The organism is Nocardiopsis changdeensis, from assembly GCF_018316655.1.
Taxonomy (GTDB): Bacteria; Actinomycetota; Actinomycetes; order Streptosporangiales; family Streptosporangiaceae; genus Nocardiopsis; species Nocardiopsis changdeensis.
This window is the reverse complement of the sequence record NZ_CP074136.1, coordinates 24,930-43,207: the sequence shown is the minus strand read 5'-3', so window position 1 is coordinate 43,207 and position 18,278 is coordinate 24,930. Positions and strand designations below refer to the sequence as shown.

Below are 18,278 nucleotides of genomic sequence, written 5' to 3'. Positions count from 1 at the left end.
GTAACACAATGGGGGTTGGCCTCGGCTTTCCCGGGACGGCGCCCGGGGGCGCCTCGGGCTCGGGGCGGTGTCGCCGTGCGGCCGAGTCGCTCACTGCGGCGCCCGGTTGCGGGGGCTCGCGCGCCGGGGGCTCGGGCCTCCTTCGGCGGATTCCTGGTGCGGTCGGCGACGGGCTCCTACACTGGGCGCATGGCTGACGCACACGGTGATCCGCGCGAGGAACTGCGCCTGCGCCTGGAAGCGGGGGAGGTGCCCCCTTCGGCTGCCGACCTGGCGCTGTCGGCGCTCGACCCTGCGGGGGACGCTGCGGCGCTGGATGCCGCCGAACAGCGGGGCACGCTGTCGCCTGAGGCGTCGGCGCGGGTGGTCGACTCCTGGGGTCTGGACGCCGAGATCTCCGAGATGATGGCTCGCCTGGGGCTAGAGACGTCCGCTCGGTGATCGGGGGCCGCGTCCTGGACGTCTCGGCGCTGGTGGACTACGGCACGGGCCGGGTGTACGTGCGGGCGCTGGTCGGCGCTGCGGTGCGCTCGGGCGGGCTGGTCCTGGCCGTGCCCGCGGCCGCGCTGGTGGCCGCGCGCGGGCGGCTCTCCGAGAGCGGCCGCGCGGCGCTGGATGAACTCGTGCGCCTGGCGCCCGTCGTGGTGGTGGAACTGACCTTCGAGGTCGCCGCGCGCGCCGGTGACCTGCTGGCGCGGGCCCGCCAACGCCCGACCGGTGATGTCACCTCGGCTGCGCAGGTGGCCCTGACCTCGCGTGTGCGGGCCTGGCCGGTGGTCACCTCCGAACCGGGGCCGCTGCTGGCGCTCGACGGCGCGCTAGAGATCGACGCTCTTCCCTGACCTGCCGGGCCCGAGCCACAGCACAGCAACCCGCGCGTGTCGGCACCGGGCGTGGCCGGCACGCCACCCACGCCGGCCACAGGGCGCCGGCGACCCCCCTTCTTCGGTGAAACGAGATCGCCGATCACCCTGTCGGGGTGACCGGCGACCGGTGCGGCGGGGCTGCGGGCCCCAGGGGTCAGCGCACGATGACGGTGACGGCGAACCCGTCCCATCCGGCGTCCACGCGCTCGACCTGGTGGCCGAGCCTGGTCAGGACCTCGGCGAGATACTTGGCGGTGACCTCGGCCGTCACGGGGTCGCTGGCGTACAGGTCACGGATGATCGCCCGGCCGGTCTCGGGGAGCTGCTCGACCACCACGCTGTATGGGTTGGCGTGGGGGTCGGCGGCGTCGGCGGCCACCCCCCATCCGGCGGCCGTGAGCTGGTCGCCGATCTCGCACAGCGGGGTCAGGTCCATGGCCTCTCCGGCGCGGCTGAGCTGCATGCGGGTGGTGCTCCGGGGCGTGTACAGGTCCTCGGGGTCGTACCCGTCCGCCTCGGCCGCGTGGAGCACGTCGGCCAGGGCCCGGGCGACGGCGTCGGGCTCGGCGTCCTCGGTGTCGGCCAGGATCGCCCGGACGGCGTCCAGGTGCTCGGCGGGGGCCTGGGCTCCGGCCAGGGCCTCGACGCTGTAGGGGTGGGTCAGGGTGCCGCTGATGAACTCCAGTTGCTGGGCCTCCAGCAGGGCGACGGCGTCGCGCCACACCTGGTCCGGGACGCCGAGCATGGCGCGGCCGACGGCCTGCGTGTAGCGGTCGAACCGGGGGCGGTGGGTGTCGGTCCCCTCGATGAGTGCGCGGCCGGTGGCCACGCGTTCGGGGACGTCGATGGTCTGGGCGGTGTCGTTCACGGTGTCCTCATCTGGTGTGCGTGTGTGCGGTGTCGGGTGGGGCGGGGGGTGGGGACCCCCGCCCCGGGGGGCGCCCCGGGCCCGTCCGGGCCCGGGGCGGCGGGTCAGCACCAGTTGTGGGCCCTCATCACTGCGGCGATGACCGCGCGGGCGGGGCCGCACTGGAAGTCCTCGATGCGGGTGGCGGAGCGGAACCACGCGAGTTCCGCGGCGCGGGCCTCCGCGTGGCGGGCCGTCAGCTCCGCCGTGTAGACGTGGTTCGCCGCGTGGACCGAGGGGGCCTTGACCTCGGTCAGGTCGGCGATGGGGGTCAGCGCCCCGAGGATCTGGACCGTGGTCATGCGCTGGGCGTCGGCCGCGCACCGGCGGGCGTACTCGTGGCGGATGAGCCCGACGGCCAGATGGTCCGATTCGGTCCACTGGGCGGTGGGGAGCTTGTCGGCCAGGGCCTCCAGCCGGGCGGTGGAGAACCCGGCCAGCAGCCCTTCCCGGGCGACCAGGTCCAGGGCCTGCTGGAACCGGTCAACGGCTGCGGTGGTGGTGGTCATGGTGTCTCCTTCGGTCGATCGGGTGTCGGTCCGGCGGCGGGGAGCGGGCCCTCCCCGACTGCATGCTTTAATATTACCCCACACGGGGGGGCGGGGAAACCGGGACGGCCCCTTTCGGGATCACGGAACGGTAACGAGATCGGCGTCGGCGTCGGCGTCGGCCTTCCCGGCGCGGCGCCCCGCCCGGACCCGAGTAGGGCGCCACCGGGGGACCGAGTCGGCCGACTCCACCGCGAACGCGGCGGGGCCCGCACCGACGGACGGTGCGGGCCCCGGGCACGGTCGGCGTCAGCGCTTCACCGGCTGCTGTAGATCCACGAACGGCTCGTGGGCGTCAAAGGCCGCCTCCGGGTCGTTCCCGAGCCCCTGGAGCGCGTGCATGGCGCTCGCCAGGATGTCCAGGTAGAGCGCGCGGACGCGCTCGGCCTCGTGGGCGTCGGCGGGCTCGGTGGCGGGTCGGCCGGACCGGCCCAGCTGCTGCCGGGCGCGGCGCACGAACACCGCGTTCGCGACGGGCTCGGCGCCCTGGTCCTCGTCGTCGTGGGCGTTCTGCTCCTCCTCGAACTGCTGGCGGGCGTCGTCGGCCAGAAGTTCGGCGTCCTCGCCGTACCAGGCAACGGCACGGCAGTAGGCGCTCAAGGCGATCTTGTTCAGGTGGGGGAAGTCCACGTCCTCGCCGGGGGCCAGACCGAGCGCCCGGGCGAGCGCGCGGGCGTCGGCGCTGCGCTGGGCGGGGGAGACCGGGGCCGGGGGGCTCACCTGGGCGGTGACCTCCTCGACCAGGCAGGCCAGGTTCTCGGCCCTCTCCAGGGGGTCTCCGGGCGTGGTCGCGTACACGGTGACCGTGTCCTCGGGCAGGTCCTGGCGCGGGTCGGCGGGGTCGTACCCCAGCGGGTAGCGGCAGGCCGTGATCCCCAAGGTGTCGGTGCACGCCTCGTCCAGCGGGCCGGTGATGAGCACTACGCCCGTCTCGGGAGCGCCGACCATGACGGCGGGCTCCTTGAACAGGTCGATGTGCCGGACGGGCAGACCGGCGGCCTCAAGGGCTGCGGTGAGCACCTGGCGCAGGGTGTTCGTGGTGTTCGGGTTCACGGTGTCCTCGTTTCGTGTGTCGTGTCGGGTGGGGCGGGGGGTGGGGACCCCCGCCCCGGGGGGTGCCCCGGGCCCGTCCGGGCCCGGGGCGGCGGGTCAGCCCTGGACGGTCTCGGCGTCCGGGTGGATCTCGATGTGCTCCACGCGGGCCCAGGGGTACAGGGGCTCGTGGCTGTCCTCCTGCTCCACTCCCAGGGACAGGGCCTCGATGGCCATGCGCAGGACGGTGTCCAGGTGGGCGCGGTCCATGCGGCCTCCGGCGAAGGACACCACGCGCAGGCGCACGGTCGCGCGGGTGACGTCGGCGGCCTCGGCCTCCTCGGCCTCCTCCAAGAGGTGGCGCTGCGTGCTGTCCAGGACGGCGCCGGGGTTGATCCCGGCCTGCGCGGCGACGTGCAGCACGTCGGTGATCAGGTCGGTCAGCAGTTCGTGGCCGGGGCGGGTGTCGTTGTCGGCGGCGTAGGCGGTCAGGGCCGCCCGGGCGCGGTCCTGGCCGGTGGTGTGCTCGCTCATGGGGTGCCTTTCGGTTGATTCGGTGTCGGTCCGGCGGGAGGTGGGCTCCTCCCGACCGCTTGCTTTAATATTACCACATCCGGGGGGGCGGCGAAGCGGGGAACGGGGCCTTTTGAGATCACGGAAAGGCAACGGGGCCGAGTGGGCTGCGGCGCGGCGCCGGCGTCGGCCGTACCGCGCCCGCCGGCGTCACCCGGCCCCGTCCGGCTCATGGAGGGGCCGCCCCCGGGGGTCCGGGGGTGGCCCCTCCGCAGGCCCTAGCGCAGGACCTGGGCGTAGCGCTCGGTGACCTCCGTGCAGAACCGGTCACGGTCGCCGTCTTCGGTGATCAGGTCGATCGCGGCCTCCTCGGCCTCCTCGGCGTCCTGGGCCCTCACCGTGACCTCGTACTTGACCTCCTCGGTGACCCGCACCCTGAAAGGCCGCCGGGTCGCCTCCAGCCGCTCGTACTCGGCAATCTCCTCCGGGGTCGCCCGGCGGAAGCCTTCGAGCTGCTGGGCCAGCGCGCGGCACGCGGTCTCCTCGAGGCCGGTCGTGACCCCGTCCCACGACGTGAGGGTGATGCCGGTGCCGAAGCGGTCGTACACGCCCGCCCGGTAGACGATCACGCCGTTTCGCCCCTCGTGGGCCACGAACCCGCTGTCCCGGATGGCGGACAGGATGTGGTCGACGTCGCTCATGTCGCTTCCCTTTCGTTGATGTGGTGTCGGTCCGGCGGCGGGGAGTGGGCCCTCCCCGATCGCTTGCTTTAATATTACCCCACTCAGGGGAGCGGGGGGCCGGAAACGGGACCTCCGCGCATCACGGAACGGCAACGAGATCGGGGGCGGCGCGGCGCTCGGGAACCCTCGCCTGCGGGGCCTCCCCGAGAGCCCCGGCCGCACGTTCTGCGGCGGGCGCCGAACCGTTGGCATCCGGGCGGCTCCGGTGCACTCGCCGACCGGCGCGCGCGGGTCCTCGCAGCTCCGTACCGGCGGGCCGGGCGGGCCTCACGGCCCGCCCGGCCTCGCGGCCTACCCCATGGTCCGGCGGACGGCGGCTATGACCACCTGGGATGGCCCGCGGCGGCACTCCTCGTCCGTCTGGTCCTCGGCCTGGTCCCACTCCTCGTGCGCCTGCTCCGCCTCGGGGTGGCGGTCGCACAGTTCGGCCAGGTAGACCAAGCGGCGCGCGTTGTCCTGCCCGCTGTCGTGGCGGGACTCGTCGGCGATGGCCTCCAACGCCTCCAGGATCGCCGGGGTCGACATGGCGCGGACCCCGGGGGTCACGCGGTCCCTCACCACGTCGTGGTACGCCTGGGACATCGCCCACAGCGAGTTGCGCGACTCGCGCCGGGCCTCGACATAGACCACGTCCAGGACCGCGGCCGCGCAGCCCAGGGGCAGGATCCGGGCCTCCTGGGCGAAGCGGCGCCCCAGTTCCTCGCCCAGCGCAGCGCGGATGGGTGCGTCTTCGGGCCGGGTGAGCTGGTAGTCCAGCGCCAGCGCCAAGCGGGCGGAGGGGAGTTCGGCCAGCAGGCCGAGTTCCCGGAGTCGCTCCATCAGGTTTCGGTGTTCGCTGTGCATGCGTTCGTCCTCTCGGTCGGTGCGGTATCGGTCCGGCGTCGGGGAGCGGGCCCTCTCCGATCGCTTGCTTTAATATTACCCCACACGGGGGGATGGGGGGACCGGAAACGGGGCCCCCGCGCATCACGGAACGGTCACGGAATCCGAGCGGCACGGCGGGCCGCCGGCACCAGTGGCCGCGCCGCCGCCGGCATCGCCCGGCGGCGCAAGGTGGCGCAGGGCGGCGCCCGGCTCCGCCTGCGACGACTCCAGGGCCCCACCGGACGACCGGTGGGGCCCTGTCGGCCCCGGGGCCGAGCGCAGGCGGTCGGCGGGCGCCTCGGCGCTAGCGCGCGATCTCGCGCTCAACGGCCTGGCAGACGGCGGCGGCCCGGTCGCGCAGGGGAGTGGCCTCGGACTGGCCCTCGGACTCGCTGAGGCCCGCTTCGTGGCGGAGAGTGAGCAGCGACACCAGGGCACTGCGGCGCAGGGCGTCGGCGGCCGTGATCTCCTCGCGGTAGTCCTCGGGCCGGTCGAACGCGGCCGCGGGGTCGCGGTAGTCGGTCAGCGGCGCCAGTTCCTCCAGGATCGCCGCGGTGTCCATCTGCTGGGCCCGGCTGAAATGGCGCCTCTCCAGGACCCCGGCGGCCGCGCTCGCGGCCGGGGTGTCCCGGGGGTCGTAGCGCAGGGGGTCGGGGCGCTGGGCGCTCTGGGCCTGGATGACCTCGATGAGTTCGGCGTCCGTGCGGCCCGACAGTGCGGCGTCCGCGGTCTCGCACGCCTGCATGTGCGCGTGGAATCGGTCGTCGGGGTCCTCAATCGCCTTGATCACGTCGGCGCGCCGGTTGATCTGCTCGGTGAGCTGGCGCAGGTCCTCGTTCATGGTGTCCTCATCTGGTGTGCGTGTGTGCGTGTGTGCGGTGTCGGGTGGGGCGGGGGGTGGGGACCCCCGCCCCGGGTCGGGGCCAGAGCCTGGGCGGCCCTACGGTGCGACCTTGACCAGGGCGCCGTAGGTGACCCGGGTCGGCCTCCTGCGGATGGGGCACCCGGCCTGGAGGATCGTGAACCCCTGGGCCTCCAGGGTCTCGGCGACCCGGCGGCCGATGGTGCTCGCCCGGTCGTAGGCCGCTTCGCACGCCTGGGTGTCGTCGGCGTCGGCGTCCTGTCCGGTCCAGGTGAAGAGGACGGCGCCTTCCAGGGGCAGGGGGCCGACGGATACGCCCTTCATGACGATGCCGGGCAGTGCGCGGGTCACGGCTTTCATCACCCACTTGGCCGCGGCGTCCTCGTCCAGCCGGTCGCGTTCGGGGTCGGTCATGGTGTCCTCGTCTGGTGTGCGTGTGCGGTGTCGGTCGGGGGCGGGGCCCGCCCCGGGGCCTGTTCTGCCGGTGCTCGCGCAGGGCGGACCGGCGCGTCCAGGGGCTCGGGTGCCGACCCGGTCCAGGGCCGGGGCCGGGGCGGCGGCCCGGGGGCCGTGCCGGGCCGCTGGGGCCCGGCACGGGCTCGGGAGGCCGGGGCTACGCGGTCCCGCGGGCCGGGTAGCCGCAACCCTCCTGGAGGAGGTGCCAGGACTCGGGGTCGCGCGGGCACGCGCAGGTCTGGGCGAGGGGCTCGGCCTGGGGCTCCTGCTCGCCGCGGTAGTGGCCCGCGTAGACGTAGATCTCGGTGTCGAGGCAGTAGCTGGTGTTGATCGCCTCCCGGACGGCCGCGTCATAGTCGGCGAACGACAGGCGGGTACCGATCGGGGGGTACGGCTCGGGCAGGAACTCCAGAACCGTGTACTTGACGCTCTCACCGGGCTTGACGGCCATGTCGCTTCCCTTTCGCTGGTCGGGTATCGGTCCGGCGGCGGGAAGTGGACCCTTCCCGATCGCTTGCTTTAATATTACCCCACATGGGGGGTGGGGGGACCGGAAACAGGGCCTCCGCGCATCACGGAACGGTCACGGAATCCGAGCGGTGCGGCGGGCCGCCGGCACCGGCGGCCGCGTCCCCGCCGGCCCTGCTCCGAGCCGGCCGCCCCGACCGCGGACGCGGCAGGGGCCCACACCGAACCGCTCGGCGCGGGCCCCTGACCTGCCGGCGCCGACCCGGGCGGGGGCCGGCGCGCAATCAGCCGCGGGACTTGGGGGGCTTGCCGACCCGGCGCGGCAAGCCGTTGAGGAAGGCGGCGATTTCGCGCGCGTCGAACAACCCGTCCGCGCCGCGGACGGGCGCCTTGGGCTTGGCGTCCTCGCCTTGCCAGCGGGGGTTGTTGATGGCCTTGCTGACCGTGGAACGGTCCCGGCCGGTGCGGTCACAGAACGCTTTCACGGTGATGCGCTCCCCCTCCCCGAACTGGCCGGGGTCCACCGCGGCGACGTGGCTGGCCGCGACCTGGGTGACCCGCCATGCCTCCAGTTCCGCCAGCGAGTACAGGCCGGGGCCCGGATAGCGCAGGTCGGCCAGGAACGCGGCGAGTTCCTGCGCGTCGAAACGGTTGCGGCCGTCGGTCTCGGGGGCCTGGTTGGCGTGGGCGGCGACCGATCGCTTGACGGTCGTCGCCGCCATACCGGTGCGCTTGGCGTACGTCTCGCGGCCCACACGCTCGCCGGGGGCGAACTCCTCGGCCGCGACGGCCTGGGCGTCGCGCGCGCCCTTCACGACGCGCAGGCCGACGGTGCGGCGCGGGGGGAAGGTCTCGCGCGTGCTGGCCAGCACCTCGGCCGTGTTGGGCTGGATGCCGTGGGTGGGCCCCCACTCGGCCAGGATCGCCGGGTCCGGGGGCGTGGCGGGGTCGGCGGCCTGGGCGGGGTCGAGCCCGCGCTCGGTGAGCCAGGCGGCCAGGGCGGCGCGGTGCGCTGCGGAGTCGGTGGCGATGGCCTCGGCCTGGGCGTCGTCGTGGCCGGCGTCGCGGGCCCATCGGCGCAGGGCCTCGCGGTCGTCCTGGGTGTGCTCGGTCATGGTCTGGCTCCTCGTGGGCGGCCGCGGGCCGGCGGGCCGCGGCTGGTCGTATTCTGGTGGCTGGCATGGTGAATCACGCGTGATCTGCCGTGTCGGGTGGGCGCCCGACCGTGGGGCCCGGCTCTGCCGGGAAATGGTGGGGCGCCCGTTTGCGTGCTCGGGGTGCCGACCGGGCGCGGGCCCGGTCGGCTCGGGGTCCTACCGGTCCAGGACGGCCCGGACGGCGTCGATGATGCGCCCGGCGGGTCCGGCCTCGAATTCGGGGCTGTACTCGCTCACGGTGTCGGCCCACGCGCGCTCAGCGGCCCGGGCCTCGGGGTGGCGGACGGTCAGGGCGTACACGTAGAGGTTGTACAGAACCCCCGTGGACTCGCTCCGGTGGGTGCCCACGTCGGCGATGGGGGCCAGGGCCTCGATGATGGCCGTGGAGTCCATCGCCTGGACGCCCTCGTCGTAGCGGCGGCCCAGCTCGGTTTTCAGGGCGCCGAACACGAGGTCCCGGGTCTGGGCTTCCTGCTCGTCGGCGACCTTCATCACCTCGACCTCGTCCAGGAGTTCGGCCACCTGCGTCGTGGGCAGGCGGGCGAGAGTCCCGGACTCCTCGACCCACTGCATGAACCTGGTGGTGTTGATGAACACGGTGCTTCCTTCCGGTCGGTCCGGTGTCGGTCCGGCGGCGGGGGACGGGCCTCCCCCGATCGCTTACTTTATTATTACCCCACATTGGGGTATGGCGCAACTCCGTCCGCGGGCCGGCGAGCCGGCGGGCCGGCGCACGGCAGAGGCCGCCGCCCCCGGCTGGGGCGGCGGCCTCTTCCTGTGGCCCTGCTCGAACCAGGTGAGAGCAGGGCGCCGATCACCGATCGTACTTGTGGGGCCGCTGGGTGCGGTCCCTCTCCATGCCGTACAACTCGACCGCGGCTCGGAGGTAGTAGTCCCCCCGGCCGGTCTTCACCACGGGGGTGGGCGCGCCGGGGTCCCGGCGCGGGGAGTCCTCGCCCAGCAGCTGCGAGACACGCCCGGCGCTCATGTCCCCCAGGATCTTCCCGGCCTCGGCGGCGCCGACGACCGGCAGCGGGTCGGGGTGCATGATGCGGCGCCGGGTCTCGGCGTCGGTGGCCACCTCCAGGGCCTCCACGTGCGCGCCGGTGGCCCCGGCCTCCTCCAGCGCGCGCAGGGCGCGGGCCCGGGCCTGGTCGGCGGCCTCGACCGGGTCGGCGGTCTCCGCGCGGGTCTGCGCGATGAGCACGCCGTCCGCGCTGCGGTAGACGACGGCCGATCCGGCGGTGCGCAAGATCTCGGCGCGCGCGTTTTCGGCCTCGCCGTCAGCGGGCCGGTCAATTCCCGCTATGCGGATAGAGACATTCCACATGAGATACTCCCTGTGTTCTCGGTATTCTTCTTTTTTGGGAATGCGATTGATCGCCGGGCGGGGCCGCCCCTGGCTGGGGCGGCCCCTCCTGATCACTCCTCGGGGAAGATCAGGCCGTTACCCCGCAGGGTGTTGAGCATGACCAGCAGCTCCATGGCCGTCACGGGGGTCTCATCGAAGAAGATGGCGACGCCCGCGCGGCGGAAGCTCCACCGGCCGTTCTCGTCCTGGCAGACCTGGTACCCCTGCCGGACGGCGGCGGCGATGAGCTGATCCATGCGGCGATCAATCTCGCTCGTCACTGTCCTTTTCACCTCCCTTCTTTTTGGTGTACCACCATCATAGCACAGATTGTAAAGCAGCTATACCATATGAAGGGTGTTTTTTGTGGTGCGCGTCACCTCGGGGTGGGGCGCGGCAGGCTCGGGCGCTCTGCCCTGTTCGCCGCCTCGGGCCCGCCCACCACCGAACACGCGAAAGCCCGCGCCGGATCCTCTCCGGCGCGGGCTCGCGGGCGGGGCGGCTACTCCTCAGGCTCGGCGGTGGCGGCCAGCAGCGGGGCGGCCTCCGCGGCGCTCATCCGGCCCGTGACCTTGTCGTAGGGCACCTTGTCGGTGTACGCGCCCATGCGCCTGCCCTGGGCGCGCTCCTTGCTCATGATGGGCTCACCGATCCCGGTGTGACTGTGGGGGATCGTCAACGTCTTTTCGTTGACGCGCAGCACCTCCCACCACGTTCTGTGGAAGCGGACGTAGTCGCCCTTGGTGAAGTCCTCCCTGCTCCAGACCTTGGCGCCGTTGGCCTCGGCCTCGGCCACGAACGCCCGCCAGTACGCCAACTGCTCGTCGGTCTCGGCGAGATCGGCCGCGCGGCGCTCCCGGTAACCCTCGTCAGCGGTCGCTGCCATGTCGCGTTCGATGCGGCGCCGGTCGGCCTCCAGCTTCTCGATGCGGCGCAGGGTCACGCCGAGGTTCTCGCGGCCGGAGCGGTAGCCCTGGGCCGCCTGGGCGCGCCCCTGCCAGTAGCGGCCGCGTCCGGCCTCCTGGGCGGACTTGTCGAACTTGCGGCCGATGCGCTCGCGCTCGCGCCGGTCGCGCTGCTCGCTGTGGTGGTTGATCAGGATCGGCTGACCGAACGGGATGGCGCTCGCGCGCTCCTTGGCGTCGGCCTCCAGGGCCCGGGCGTGGCCGGTGGCGCGCTCGGCGCGCTCGGCGTAGCGGTCGGCGCGGTCCTGGGCGCGCTCGTAGCCGGCGGCCTCGTGCTCGGCGAACGGGGTCGCGGCCGGGGTGGTGTCGTCGATGGTGACGGTCACCTCGTGGCCGGCCTCGCGCAGCTGCTCGGCGGCGGCGTTGATGATCCACGTCTTGGCGGCCCTGCGGCGCGAGTGGGGCACGTACCAGGCGTCCAGGGTGCGGGAGAAGCGGAACCCTGCCGCGTGCAGGATGGGGCCGGTTCCGTCGCCCTTGGCGGTGCCCGCGACCAGGGTCCCCTGTTCGCGGTCGTGGTTGATCTCGATCACGGGTGCGGCTTCTTCCTTCGTGTGGGCGGTGCGGGGGGAGGGTGTCGGTCTCCCCTGCCGCGCTTTCAATATGAATATATCAGTAGTTGGGGGGTGTTCGGGCCCGACCACCGGCGACAACACGAGAGCCCGCACCGGATCCTCTCCGGTGCGGGCCCACGGGAGCGAGGGGCTACCGCACTGCGCGCAGGTGCCCTCCGGGGCGGCGCAGGCGGGAGCGCAGCGCCTCGCACGCGGCCTCGGTGGCGGTTCCGGGGACCTCCCACGGGTGCCCGCTCTCCTGGGCGGGCTCGCGCAGGGTGGCGCTCTCGTAGGCCCGGACGAACCGCGCTTGCGCCTGGTCCGGGTCGATTCCGTCCATCTCCACCACGGGGTCACCGTGGACCTGGCCGTCGGGCTGCACGAGCATGACGAGGGTCTCGCCCTCGGGCGCGGCCTCGTGGCGCGCGGTGGAGACGATCCAGGTGCGGCCGTCGTCGGTGCGCAGCACGCGCCGCCGCGCACCGTTGGTGGCGGTGGCCTCTCCGAGAACGGTGACGCGGGGGGCGTGGGTGTCGGTGTCCTGGTGGCGCATGGCGTCGTCCTCCTTCGTGTGGGCGGTGCGGGGGGAGGGTGTCGGTCTCCCCGCCGCTCTTTCAATATGAGTATATCAGTAGTTGGGGGTGTTCGGGCCCCGGTCGGCGGTGACAACGCGTGGGCCCGCACCGGATCCTCTCCGGCGCGGGCCCACGGGAACGGGGGTCAGCCCCGGCGGGCGCGCCGGTGCTCCTCCCGGCGCTCGATCGCCTCGGGCATGTCGGCGTCGCGGGCCAGCGACCGGGCCTCGCGCCCGTCGTCCAGGTGGATGACGACCTGGGCGATGAGTTCGCGCGCCACGTCCGTGAAGCCCCCCGACTCCACGACGTCCACGCCGCCGTTGATCTGCTTCAACGCCTCGTTGAGCGCGCGGCTGCGCACGGATCGCTCCAGCCGCGACTCCAGGCGGTACCACGGGTCGCGCGGGTTCGTGGGGTACTTGATCGCGTTGTCGACGCACAGGAGGCCGAACGCCAGGGCCTTCGGCTGCCCGCCGAGGTAGAGGGCCTCCATGCGCCGCTCTTCGTTGATCAGGTCCAGGCGCAGGCGGTCGGCCTTCCCGAGCCTGCCCGGGGCCTCGAATCCGGTCTGGCGGTGGAGGCGCTGGGCCTCATCCCAGCCGCGTCCGGTGAGCCATTCGGGTTCCGTGCGCCCCTCGCCCTCGACCATGGGGTGGCGGAACGTCAGGCCCTGTTCCTCCAGTCCGGGGATGGGCTGGGGGACCTCGCCGAGCGGGTGGGTGGCTGCGGCCATCAGGGCGAAGGCCTGGGCGGTGCTGTAGGCCGGGTGCTGCATCGGGCTTTCCTCTCGTGTGGGCGGCGCGCAGGGGAGGGTGTCGGTCTCCCCCATCGCTCTTTCAATATGAGTATATCAGTAGTTGGGGGGTGTTCGGGCCCTGACCACCGGCGACAGCGCGCACCGGTGCCGCTCCGGCCTTCGCCGGCCCCGCCGGCCGGTCAGCGCCGGATCGCTGCACGGGGCCGGCGGCGAGTCGCTCGTGAGCGCCGCACGGCCCTCACCTGGCGCGGCGGCCCCGCCGTCCGGGCAGACGGTTGAACCACGCGGCGACCGCACGGGCGTCGTACAGCTCCTGGGCGTGGGGTTGCGTCACCGGTCCCGCCTCGACCGGCCCTGTGGCCTCGGTCGGTGGCGGGAACCCCTGGAAACCGCGGTACTGGTAGAGGTGTTCGGGGTGGTCCAGTCCACCGCGCACGGCGATGGCGTGCAGGGTGAGGTACTCGTCTTCCTCGAACAGGCCCGGGTCGATGCGCCGGTCCCGCGGTCGGGGATAAGCCTCCAGCTCGGCGAGGCTGTAGACGTTGGGCGTCTTCCCCCTGCGCGGGGTGGCCCATCGCGGCCCGAGCGCACACGGGTGCACGTTCCAGTCGGGCCGGCGCTGCCACGACTTGACGGTGACCGGGTTCTCTTCGATGAACCGCGCCCATTGGTCCAGCGTCACGGGGTCCTCGGGGAGATCGGCCAGGATGTCGTAACTCAGGTCCTGTTCGTCCAGCCAGCGCACCAGCGCCTCACCGTGGGCCTGGGGCCCGTGTGCGATCCGCCTGGGCTGGGGGAACCCGTTCAGCTGGGCCCATCGCAGCACGCCGGATGCGTCCCGCGGTCGTCGTACGGTCATGTCCTGGCTCCTCCTGCACGGTCGCCGGGCCGGCCGGCGAACGCCTGGTAATCTGCTCCGACCACACACACGAAGCCCTGGTCTGAGGCATGGCCTCCGGGTCGGCGCTTCCGGTGTGGGCGGAAAATCGGCGGCCGTGGGTGTCGGCCCGGTCTCTCGCGGACCGGGTTCCTCGGCCGCCACTTTCATGCCCGACAGGGCGGGCCGCCGAGACGGCCCCGGTCGGCCGCCGGGGAGCACACCCGTCTCCCCTCCCACGATTTCGATATGAATATATCGGTAGTTCGGGCGGGTTGCCGGCTGGCACGGGCCCGGGCGGGCCCCGGGCGCCGCCGGCCCCGTGCCAGGTGGTGCGGCCCCTGGGGCGTGTTCAGAACAGGGCGATCGTCTGGAACTCCTCAGGCGGCCGCCCGGCCTCGCTGGCGCGGCGCAGGGCGGCCTCGACGTCCGCGGCGGCCTGGAGGTCGTCGGGGACGGCTTCGCCGCGCTCGCGCAGGGCCTGGGCGCGCTCCTGGGCGGCCTGGGCGCGGCGGATGGCGTCGCGCAGGGCCTCGGCGCGGGCCGACTTGCGGCCGTTGCGGGTACGGGTGTCGTTGAGCGGGAACCGGTGTTTGCGCTGGTGGTAGGCCCGGACGTTGTCGCCTCGGCTCACCAGTTCCCAGTGGCGGGGATTCTGGCAACTGGGCTCGTCGCACGTGTGCCCCACCACCGGATCCGGCATGGCCGGGGTCGGTGTGATCAGCCGTTGTCGGTGGAGCTGGTAGCCGTAGACGTGGGCGGTGACCGTGCGCCCGGCGGCCGCCCCGCCCCCGGCGCGCCCGGCCTTCAGCTTCCCGTGGCCGGAGTCCGAGAGGGCCCCGGCCCAGAACCAGCATTGCGTCTCGCCTTGGCGGTAGGTGCTCGCCTGGTAGGCGGTGGCCGTCTCCTCGCACGCCAGCAAGGCGCGCCACATCTCGGCGTCCAGGCGGGCCGCGGAGCGTCGGCGCCGTGCGGGCTGCGGGCCCTGTGGGGGCAGGGGGGCGCTGGACAGGTCGTCATGCACGGGGCGTCCCCTCGGGGTGGGCGGCGAGTCGGCCGTAGGCCAGGTACCCGCGGCGTCCGGCGGCGGGCTCGTCCAGGTGCTCGACGTGGGCGCGGCCCTCGCGCAGGGCCTGGGCGACGGCCTCGACGTCGGCGCGGGTCCCCTCCAGGCGCACGCGGGCGCTGCGGGCGGGGGAGTGGGGGCGCGGGTGCGGCACGGGGCCGGGCCCGGCCTGCTCGGCGCTGCGCGCCATGTCGGCGAGCACGCGCACCACGGCGCGGCAGTCGCCGGCGGCGGTGTGGTCTGCTGCGCCGACGGCGGACAGCTTGTGCCACGTCCACGCGGCCCGGTCGGGGCACCACGTGCCGTGCCATGCGGCGTGTCGGCGCATGGCGCATTCCCACCGGGCTCGGGCGGCCCACGCCTCGCCGGCCTCGTCGTCGCCGAGGAGGCGTGCGTACTCCCCGGCCAGGACCCGCCGGTCGAACGGGGCGTTCCAGCAGATCACCCGGCGCCCGGCGACGGCCAGGGTCAGGGCGTCGGCGACGTCGGAAAACCGCGGCGCGTCGGCGAGCTGGGCGGCGGTGATGCCGTGGACGGCGGCAGCCTCGGCCTCGATGGGCACGTCGGGGTTGACGCGGGTGCGCAGCAGTTCGCGGCCGGTGATGTCGAGTACGGCGACCTCGACTACGCGGCCGCGCTCGGCCTTGGATGTGGTCTCGGTGTCCAGCACGACGGCGTTGGGGTCCCGGGTCAGGGCGGCGGCCCAACGGGCGGCCTCGGCCCGGGCGGCGGCGGCCTGTTCGGGGGAGGGGGCCACGGCGTCCTGGGCCGGGCGCGGTGCGGGTGCGGTGCGTGCTCGGGGGTGGGCCGCGCGGGCGCGGCGCGGGGGCGCCATGGGGGTCCTCTCGGGTCAGATCAGCGTGATGACGGTGGCCGCGGCCAGCAGCACCCCGGCCAGGGCCAGACCGGCGGCCGCCACGCGCTGGTGGCGGTGCTTGCGGGTCGCGATCGCGGCTTTGGCGGCGGCGCGCTCGGCGTGCCAGCGGACGGGGTCGGTGGCGGTGAACTCCTCGGCGAGCTGGGCGGCGGTGCGCCGGGCGTAGTGGGGGACGCCTCCGGTGCCTCCATGCCGGGGCCAGATGGCGGCGGCCAGGGTGACCAGGACGGCGGACAGGACCACGGCGGCCGCGCCCATGGCCACCTGAGCGGGGGCGGGGAACGCGCCGTCTCCGCTGGACAGACCGGCGCCGGCGGCCATGACGGTGAGCAGAACGCCCGCCATCCCGGCCATGGCGGCGTTGCTGGTGTCGGTGCGGGTCAGGTCGGCGACGGCGTCGGCGGCCGCGGCCTCGGCCAGGGCGATGGCCTCGACCGGGGTCCGCGGGGCGGGAACCGCGACAGGGGCCGGCGCGGGCTCGGGGGCGGGCTCGGCCGGCACCGGGGCGGGGTCGGCGGCGGGGGGCTGCTCGGCGTTGTCCTCCGGGGCGGGGGTCGTCCCGGTCTGCTCGGCCTGGGTCACCGGGGGCTCTCCTGGTCCTGGTCGACGTGGGCGCGCAACCGCGCGACCTGCGCGCTCAGCTGGGCGAATTCTCGGTCTCGGTCGGCCAACGCCTGTTCCAGGGCCTCGATGCGGTCGGCGAGCGCGTGCACGGTCTCGGCGTCCTGGGGCGGGGGCGCGTCGCGCAGGCGCTTGGCGTTGAACTTGTTGTGGACGGGATTGGCCGGCCACTCCGCGGGGCGGTCCGGGTCGGTGGGCTGGTTGCAGTACTTCGGGCGGCGCCCGGTGCCCGCGTAGGTGAGCGGGCGGTCGCATCCGGGGAACTCGCACACCTGGGCGGACGGCTGGGCGGGGGTGGTGCTCATACTGGGATCGCTTCTCGGGTCGTCGGCGGGGTCGATGACCTGATGATCCCAGCGAGACGGGCCCGCTGCTGGCCGATTCCGCGGGTACCGGCCAGCGGGGTGCGCGCACTGGGCCACACGGCGCGGGCGGCCTCGGCGTAGGCGCGCCCGGCCAGGATGACCACCTCCGGTGCGTCGGCGGCGCCGAGCGCGGCGGCCTGGGCGCGCAGTCGTTCGGCGCTCACGTCGCCGTGCTGGCCCATGCGGTGCTCGTAGGGGGACAGGACGGTGTACGGGCTGATCAGCCCGTGGCGGGCGGACAGGATCAGTACGCGGCCGCCCCGGGCGGTGAGCGCCTCGGCGGCACGGGCGCACATCCGGTGGTAGCTGCCGGTGTACAGCTCCCGCGCGGGCGCGGCCGCGGTGCCCTTGCGGGCGCTGCACGGGATGACGACCAGGGGCCCGGGGGCCTCCTGGGGTTCGAGGGAGGGGGCCGCGGGGGTTTCGGCGTCGAACAGGGTCGGCTGCTCGACGGCCGCAGGCCGACCCGGGCGGGGCTCGGATTCGGGGGCGGTGCGGCGGTGGCGCTGGGCGTGGTCCAGGTGGTCGGCCACGGTCCAGGCGCGGAACACCTCCACCAGGTCCAGGGCACGGTTCATGTCGCGGGTGCGCAGCTCGTCCAGGGCCGCACCGACCGGGCCGTACCACGTGCTCAGCGTGAGATCGGTGTTGGCCACTGTGTAGGTGCGGCCGCGGGCGTGGATGCGCGACGCGCACGGTCCGATGCTCACCAGCACCCCGCCCAGGATGCTGTGCCGGGCGCGGGTGCGCCATGGGTGGCTCTGGACCAGGTCCGCGTGCATGCCCGGGGCGACCATGCCGGGCTCCACGATCCCCAAGGGCTCGGGCACGCCCTCGGGCGGCGGCGGCACGTCCTCGGCGGTGATCAGGCGGATGGGGCCCAGCTTTTCCCACACGCGTCGGTGCAGGTCGCGGTTCCGCGCGGTGGTGCCCTCGGTGGCGGACTTGTCGGCGCGGTGGGGCTCGGGCGCGTCTTGGCGCTCGTGCTCGGCGGCCTCGTACTCGGCCAGGGCCGCATCCGTGTGCGCCTGCATGCGGGCGGTGCGGGTGCGGTTGGCCTCGGCCCACGCGCTTTCACGCTCGGGCTCGGGCTCGGTGTTGGCGGCGCGTGCGGGGAGGCGCTCCTGCTCGGTCGGCGCCATGTCGCGGCGCAGGGCACCGGCGAGGATCGCCGCGGCGGCGGTGGGGTCCTCCCACTGGGCCAGGTCCCATCCGGCGGCCGCGACGTGGGCGGCGGCCACGCGGTGGGCCTGGTAGGTCCAGGGGGCCGTCTCGTCCACGGGCCCGGTCTCCAGGGCCGCGCCGAACGCCAGCTGGCTGGCCAGGGCCTCCGCGAACTCGCGGCGCCAGCGGCGCAGCATGGCGGGCACCTCGGCCGGGGCGGCGTACTCCTGGCCTTCGGCGCTGTGGCGCAGCCAGGAACCGAACGTCTTCACGTGGGCGGTGGCGGCCTGCTCGATCGCGGCCAGGACACCGGGGAGGGCGGCGGCCATGCGGGCGACGTCGTCGGCGTCGCCGACCAGGTCGACCTGGGTGGGGTGCTCACCTTCGTGCAGGTACAGGGTGTTCTTCCCGCGCCTCCACTCCTCCAGCCGGGCGCGGCGGGCGCGCACTCCGTAGGCGGTGGCCAGGGACAGGACGGCGCGGCGGCGGGGGGCCTCCCGGCGGCCGCGGGGACTGACCTCGACGGTCAGGCGTGCGGTGGGTGTGGTGTGGGCGCCGTACTCCCACAGGGCCAGGGGGCCGGCGGGGGCGGCGAGCGGAGCGGTGTCGGTCTGTTCGGGCATGCCTCCAGCCTAGCCGTTTAGTTTCGTTTAGTCAAAACTAAACCAAAAAAGGGGAGCATCCTTCCGC

24 protein-coding genes are annotated in these 18,278 nt (G+C 74.0%); 2 read left to right on the top strand and 22 right to left on the bottom strand.

The annotated features are described in order from the left end of the window. Positions 1–189 precede the first annotated feature (189 nt). Positions 190–441 carry a hypothetical protein gene (locus KGD84_RS32955; RefSeq protein ID WP_220566036.1) on the top strand — a complete coding sequence of 84 codons (252 nt, stop codon included), beginning with the start codon at positions 190–192 and terminating at the stop codon, positions 439–441. Continuing rightward, complete coding sequence (locus KGD84_RS32950; protein WP_220566035.1) at positions 438–842, top strand: hypothetical protein; 405 nt, start codon at positions 438–440, stop codon at positions 840–842. The genes KGD84_RS32955 and KGD84_RS32950 overlap by 4 nt, the downstream gene beginning before the upstream one ends. Positions 843–1,020: 178 nt before the next feature. Here KGD84_RS32950 and KGD84_RS32945 read toward each other — a convergent pair whose 3' ends face one another. The 22 genes from KGD84_RS32945 to KGD84_RS32840 form a co-directional block, all read right to left on the bottom strand. Continuing rightward, the gene (locus KGD84_RS32945) at positions 1,021–1,734 is read right to left on the bottom strand and encodes a hypothetical protein (protein ID WP_220566034.1); all 714 of its coding nucleotides are present in this window, start codon (positions 1,732–1,734) and stop codon (positions 1,021–1,023) included. Between the two features lie 104 nt (positions 1,735–1,838). Next, positions 1,839–2,282 (bottom strand): hypothetical protein, encoded by a 444-nt coding sequence (locus KGD84_RS32940; RefSeq protein WP_220566033.1) that lies wholly within the window; start codon positions 2,280–2,282, stop codon positions 1,839–1,841. Between the two features lie 288 nt (positions 2,283–2,570). Continuing rightward, complete coding sequence (locus tag KGD84_RS32935) at positions 2,571–3,374, bottom strand: hypothetical protein (RefSeq protein ID WP_220566032.1); 804 nt, start codon at positions 3,372–3,374, stop codon at positions 2,571–2,573. A 96-nt stretch (positions 3,375–3,470) separates the two neighbouring features. After that, the gene (locus tag KGD84_RS32930; RefSeq protein ID WP_220566031.1) at positions 3,471–3,887 is read right to left on the bottom strand and encodes a hypothetical protein; all 417 of its coding nucleotides are present in this window, start codon (positions 3,885–3,887) and stop codon (positions 3,471–3,473) included. A 257-nt stretch (positions 3,888–4,144) separates the two neighbouring features. Further along, complete coding sequence (locus KGD84_RS32925; protein WP_220566030.1) at positions 4,145–4,567, bottom strand: hypothetical protein; 423 nt, start codon at positions 4,565–4,567, stop codon at positions 4,145–4,147. Between the two features lie 333 nt (positions 4,568–4,900). Further along, the gene (locus KGD84_RS32920) at positions 4,901–5,452 is read right to left on the bottom strand and encodes a hypothetical protein (protein ID WP_220566029.1); all 552 of its coding nucleotides are present in this window, start codon (positions 5,450–5,452) and stop codon (positions 4,901–4,903) included. A 325-nt stretch (positions 5,453–5,777) separates the two neighbouring features. Further along, on the bottom strand, positions 5,778–6,314 hold the full coding sequence (locus KGD84_RS32915; RefSeq protein ID WP_220566028.1) for a hypothetical protein: 537 nt from the start codon (positions 6,312–6,314) through the stop codon (positions 5,778–5,780). A gap of 99 nt (positions 6,315–6,413) precedes the next feature. Further along, positions 6,414–6,749, bottom strand: coding sequence for a hypothetical protein (locus KGD84_RS32910; protein WP_220566027.1), 336 nt, complete (start codon positions 6,747–6,749; stop codon positions 6,414–6,416). A 199-nt stretch (positions 6,750–6,948) separates the two neighbouring features. Further along, entirely contained in the window at positions 6,949–7,242 is a 294-nt protein-coding gene (locus tag KGD84_RS32905; protein WP_220566026.1) for a hypothetical protein, read from the bottom strand. Between the two features lie 301 nt (positions 7,243–7,543). Next, positions 7,544–8,374, bottom strand: coding sequence for a hypothetical protein (locus KGD84_RS32900; protein WP_220566025.1), 831 nt, complete (start codon positions 8,372–8,374; stop codon positions 7,544–7,546). A gap of 198 nt (positions 8,375–8,572) precedes the next feature. Then, positions 8,573–9,013: a hypothetical protein gene (locus KGD84_RS32895; RefSeq protein ID WP_220566024.1), complete on the bottom strand. Its 441-nt coding sequence runs from the start codon at positions 9,011–9,013 to the stop codon at positions 8,573–8,575. 217 nt (positions 9,014–9,230) lie between these two features. Continuing rightward, entirely contained in the window at positions 9,231–9,668 is a 438-nt protein-coding gene (locus KGD84_RS32890) for a hypothetical protein (protein WP_220566023.1), read from the bottom strand. 170 nt (positions 9,669–9,838) lie between these two features. Continuing rightward, a complete protein-coding gene (locus tag KGD84_RS32885) occupies positions 9,839–10,024 on the bottom strand; it encodes a hypothetical protein (RefSeq protein WP_220566022.1) in 186 nt (61 codons plus the stop codon). 245 nt (positions 10,025–10,269) lie between these two features. Continuing rightward, positions 10,270–11,265, bottom strand: a complete 996-nt coding sequence (locus tag KGD84_RS32880; RefSeq protein ID WP_220566021.1) for a DUF3560 domain-containing protein — start codon at positions 11,263–11,265, stop codon at positions 10,270–10,272. Positions 11,266–11,437: 172 nt separating this feature from the next. Then, positions 11,438–11,839: a hypothetical protein gene (locus tag KGD84_RS32875; RefSeq protein WP_220566020.1), complete on the bottom strand. Its 402-nt coding sequence runs from the start codon at positions 11,837–11,839 to the stop codon at positions 11,438–11,440. 167 nt (positions 11,840–12,006) lie between these two features. After that, positions 12,007–12,636, bottom strand: coding sequence for a hypothetical protein (locus tag KGD84_RS32870; protein WP_220566019.1), 630 nt, complete (start codon positions 12,634–12,636; stop codon positions 12,007–12,009). A gap of 220 nt (positions 12,637–12,856) precedes the next feature. Further along, entirely contained in the window at positions 12,857–13,477 is a 621-nt protein-coding gene (locus KGD84_RS32865; RefSeq protein ID WP_220566018.1) for a hypothetical protein, read from the bottom strand. A 370-nt stretch (positions 13,478–13,847) separates the two neighbouring features. Then, positions 13,848–14,519 (bottom strand): hypothetical protein, encoded by a 672-nt coding sequence (locus KGD84_RS32860; RefSeq protein WP_220566017.1) that lies wholly within the window; start codon positions 14,517–14,519, stop codon positions 13,848–13,850. Continuing rightward, a complete protein-coding gene (locus KGD84_RS32855; protein WP_220566016.1) occupies positions 14,512–15,396 on the bottom strand; it encodes a 3'-5' exonuclease in 885 nt (294 codons plus the stop codon). Before KGD84_RS32855 ends, KGD84_RS32860 begins: the two co-directional genes overlap by 8 nt. A gap of 15 nt (positions 15,397–15,411) precedes the next feature. Then, complete coding sequence (locus KGD84_RS32850; protein WP_220566015.1) at positions 15,412–16,020, bottom strand: Pycsar system effector family protein; 609 nt, start codon at positions 16,018–16,020, stop codon at positions 15,412–15,414. Continuing rightward, positions 16,017–16,364 (bottom strand): hypothetical protein, encoded by a 348-nt coding sequence (locus tag KGD84_RS32845; RefSeq protein ID WP_220566014.1) that lies wholly within the window; start codon positions 16,362–16,364, stop codon positions 16,017–16,019. The genes KGD84_RS32850 and KGD84_RS32845 overlap by 4 nt, the downstream gene beginning before the upstream one ends. Then, positions 16,361–18,211, bottom strand: coding sequence for a DUF6884 domain-containing protein (locus KGD84_RS32840; RefSeq protein ID WP_220566013.1), 1,851 nt, complete (start codon positions 18,209–18,211; stop codon positions 16,361–16,363). Before KGD84_RS32840 ends, KGD84_RS32845 begins: the two co-directional genes overlap by 4 nt. Between the last annotated feature and the right edge of the window lie 67 nt (positions 18,212–18,278).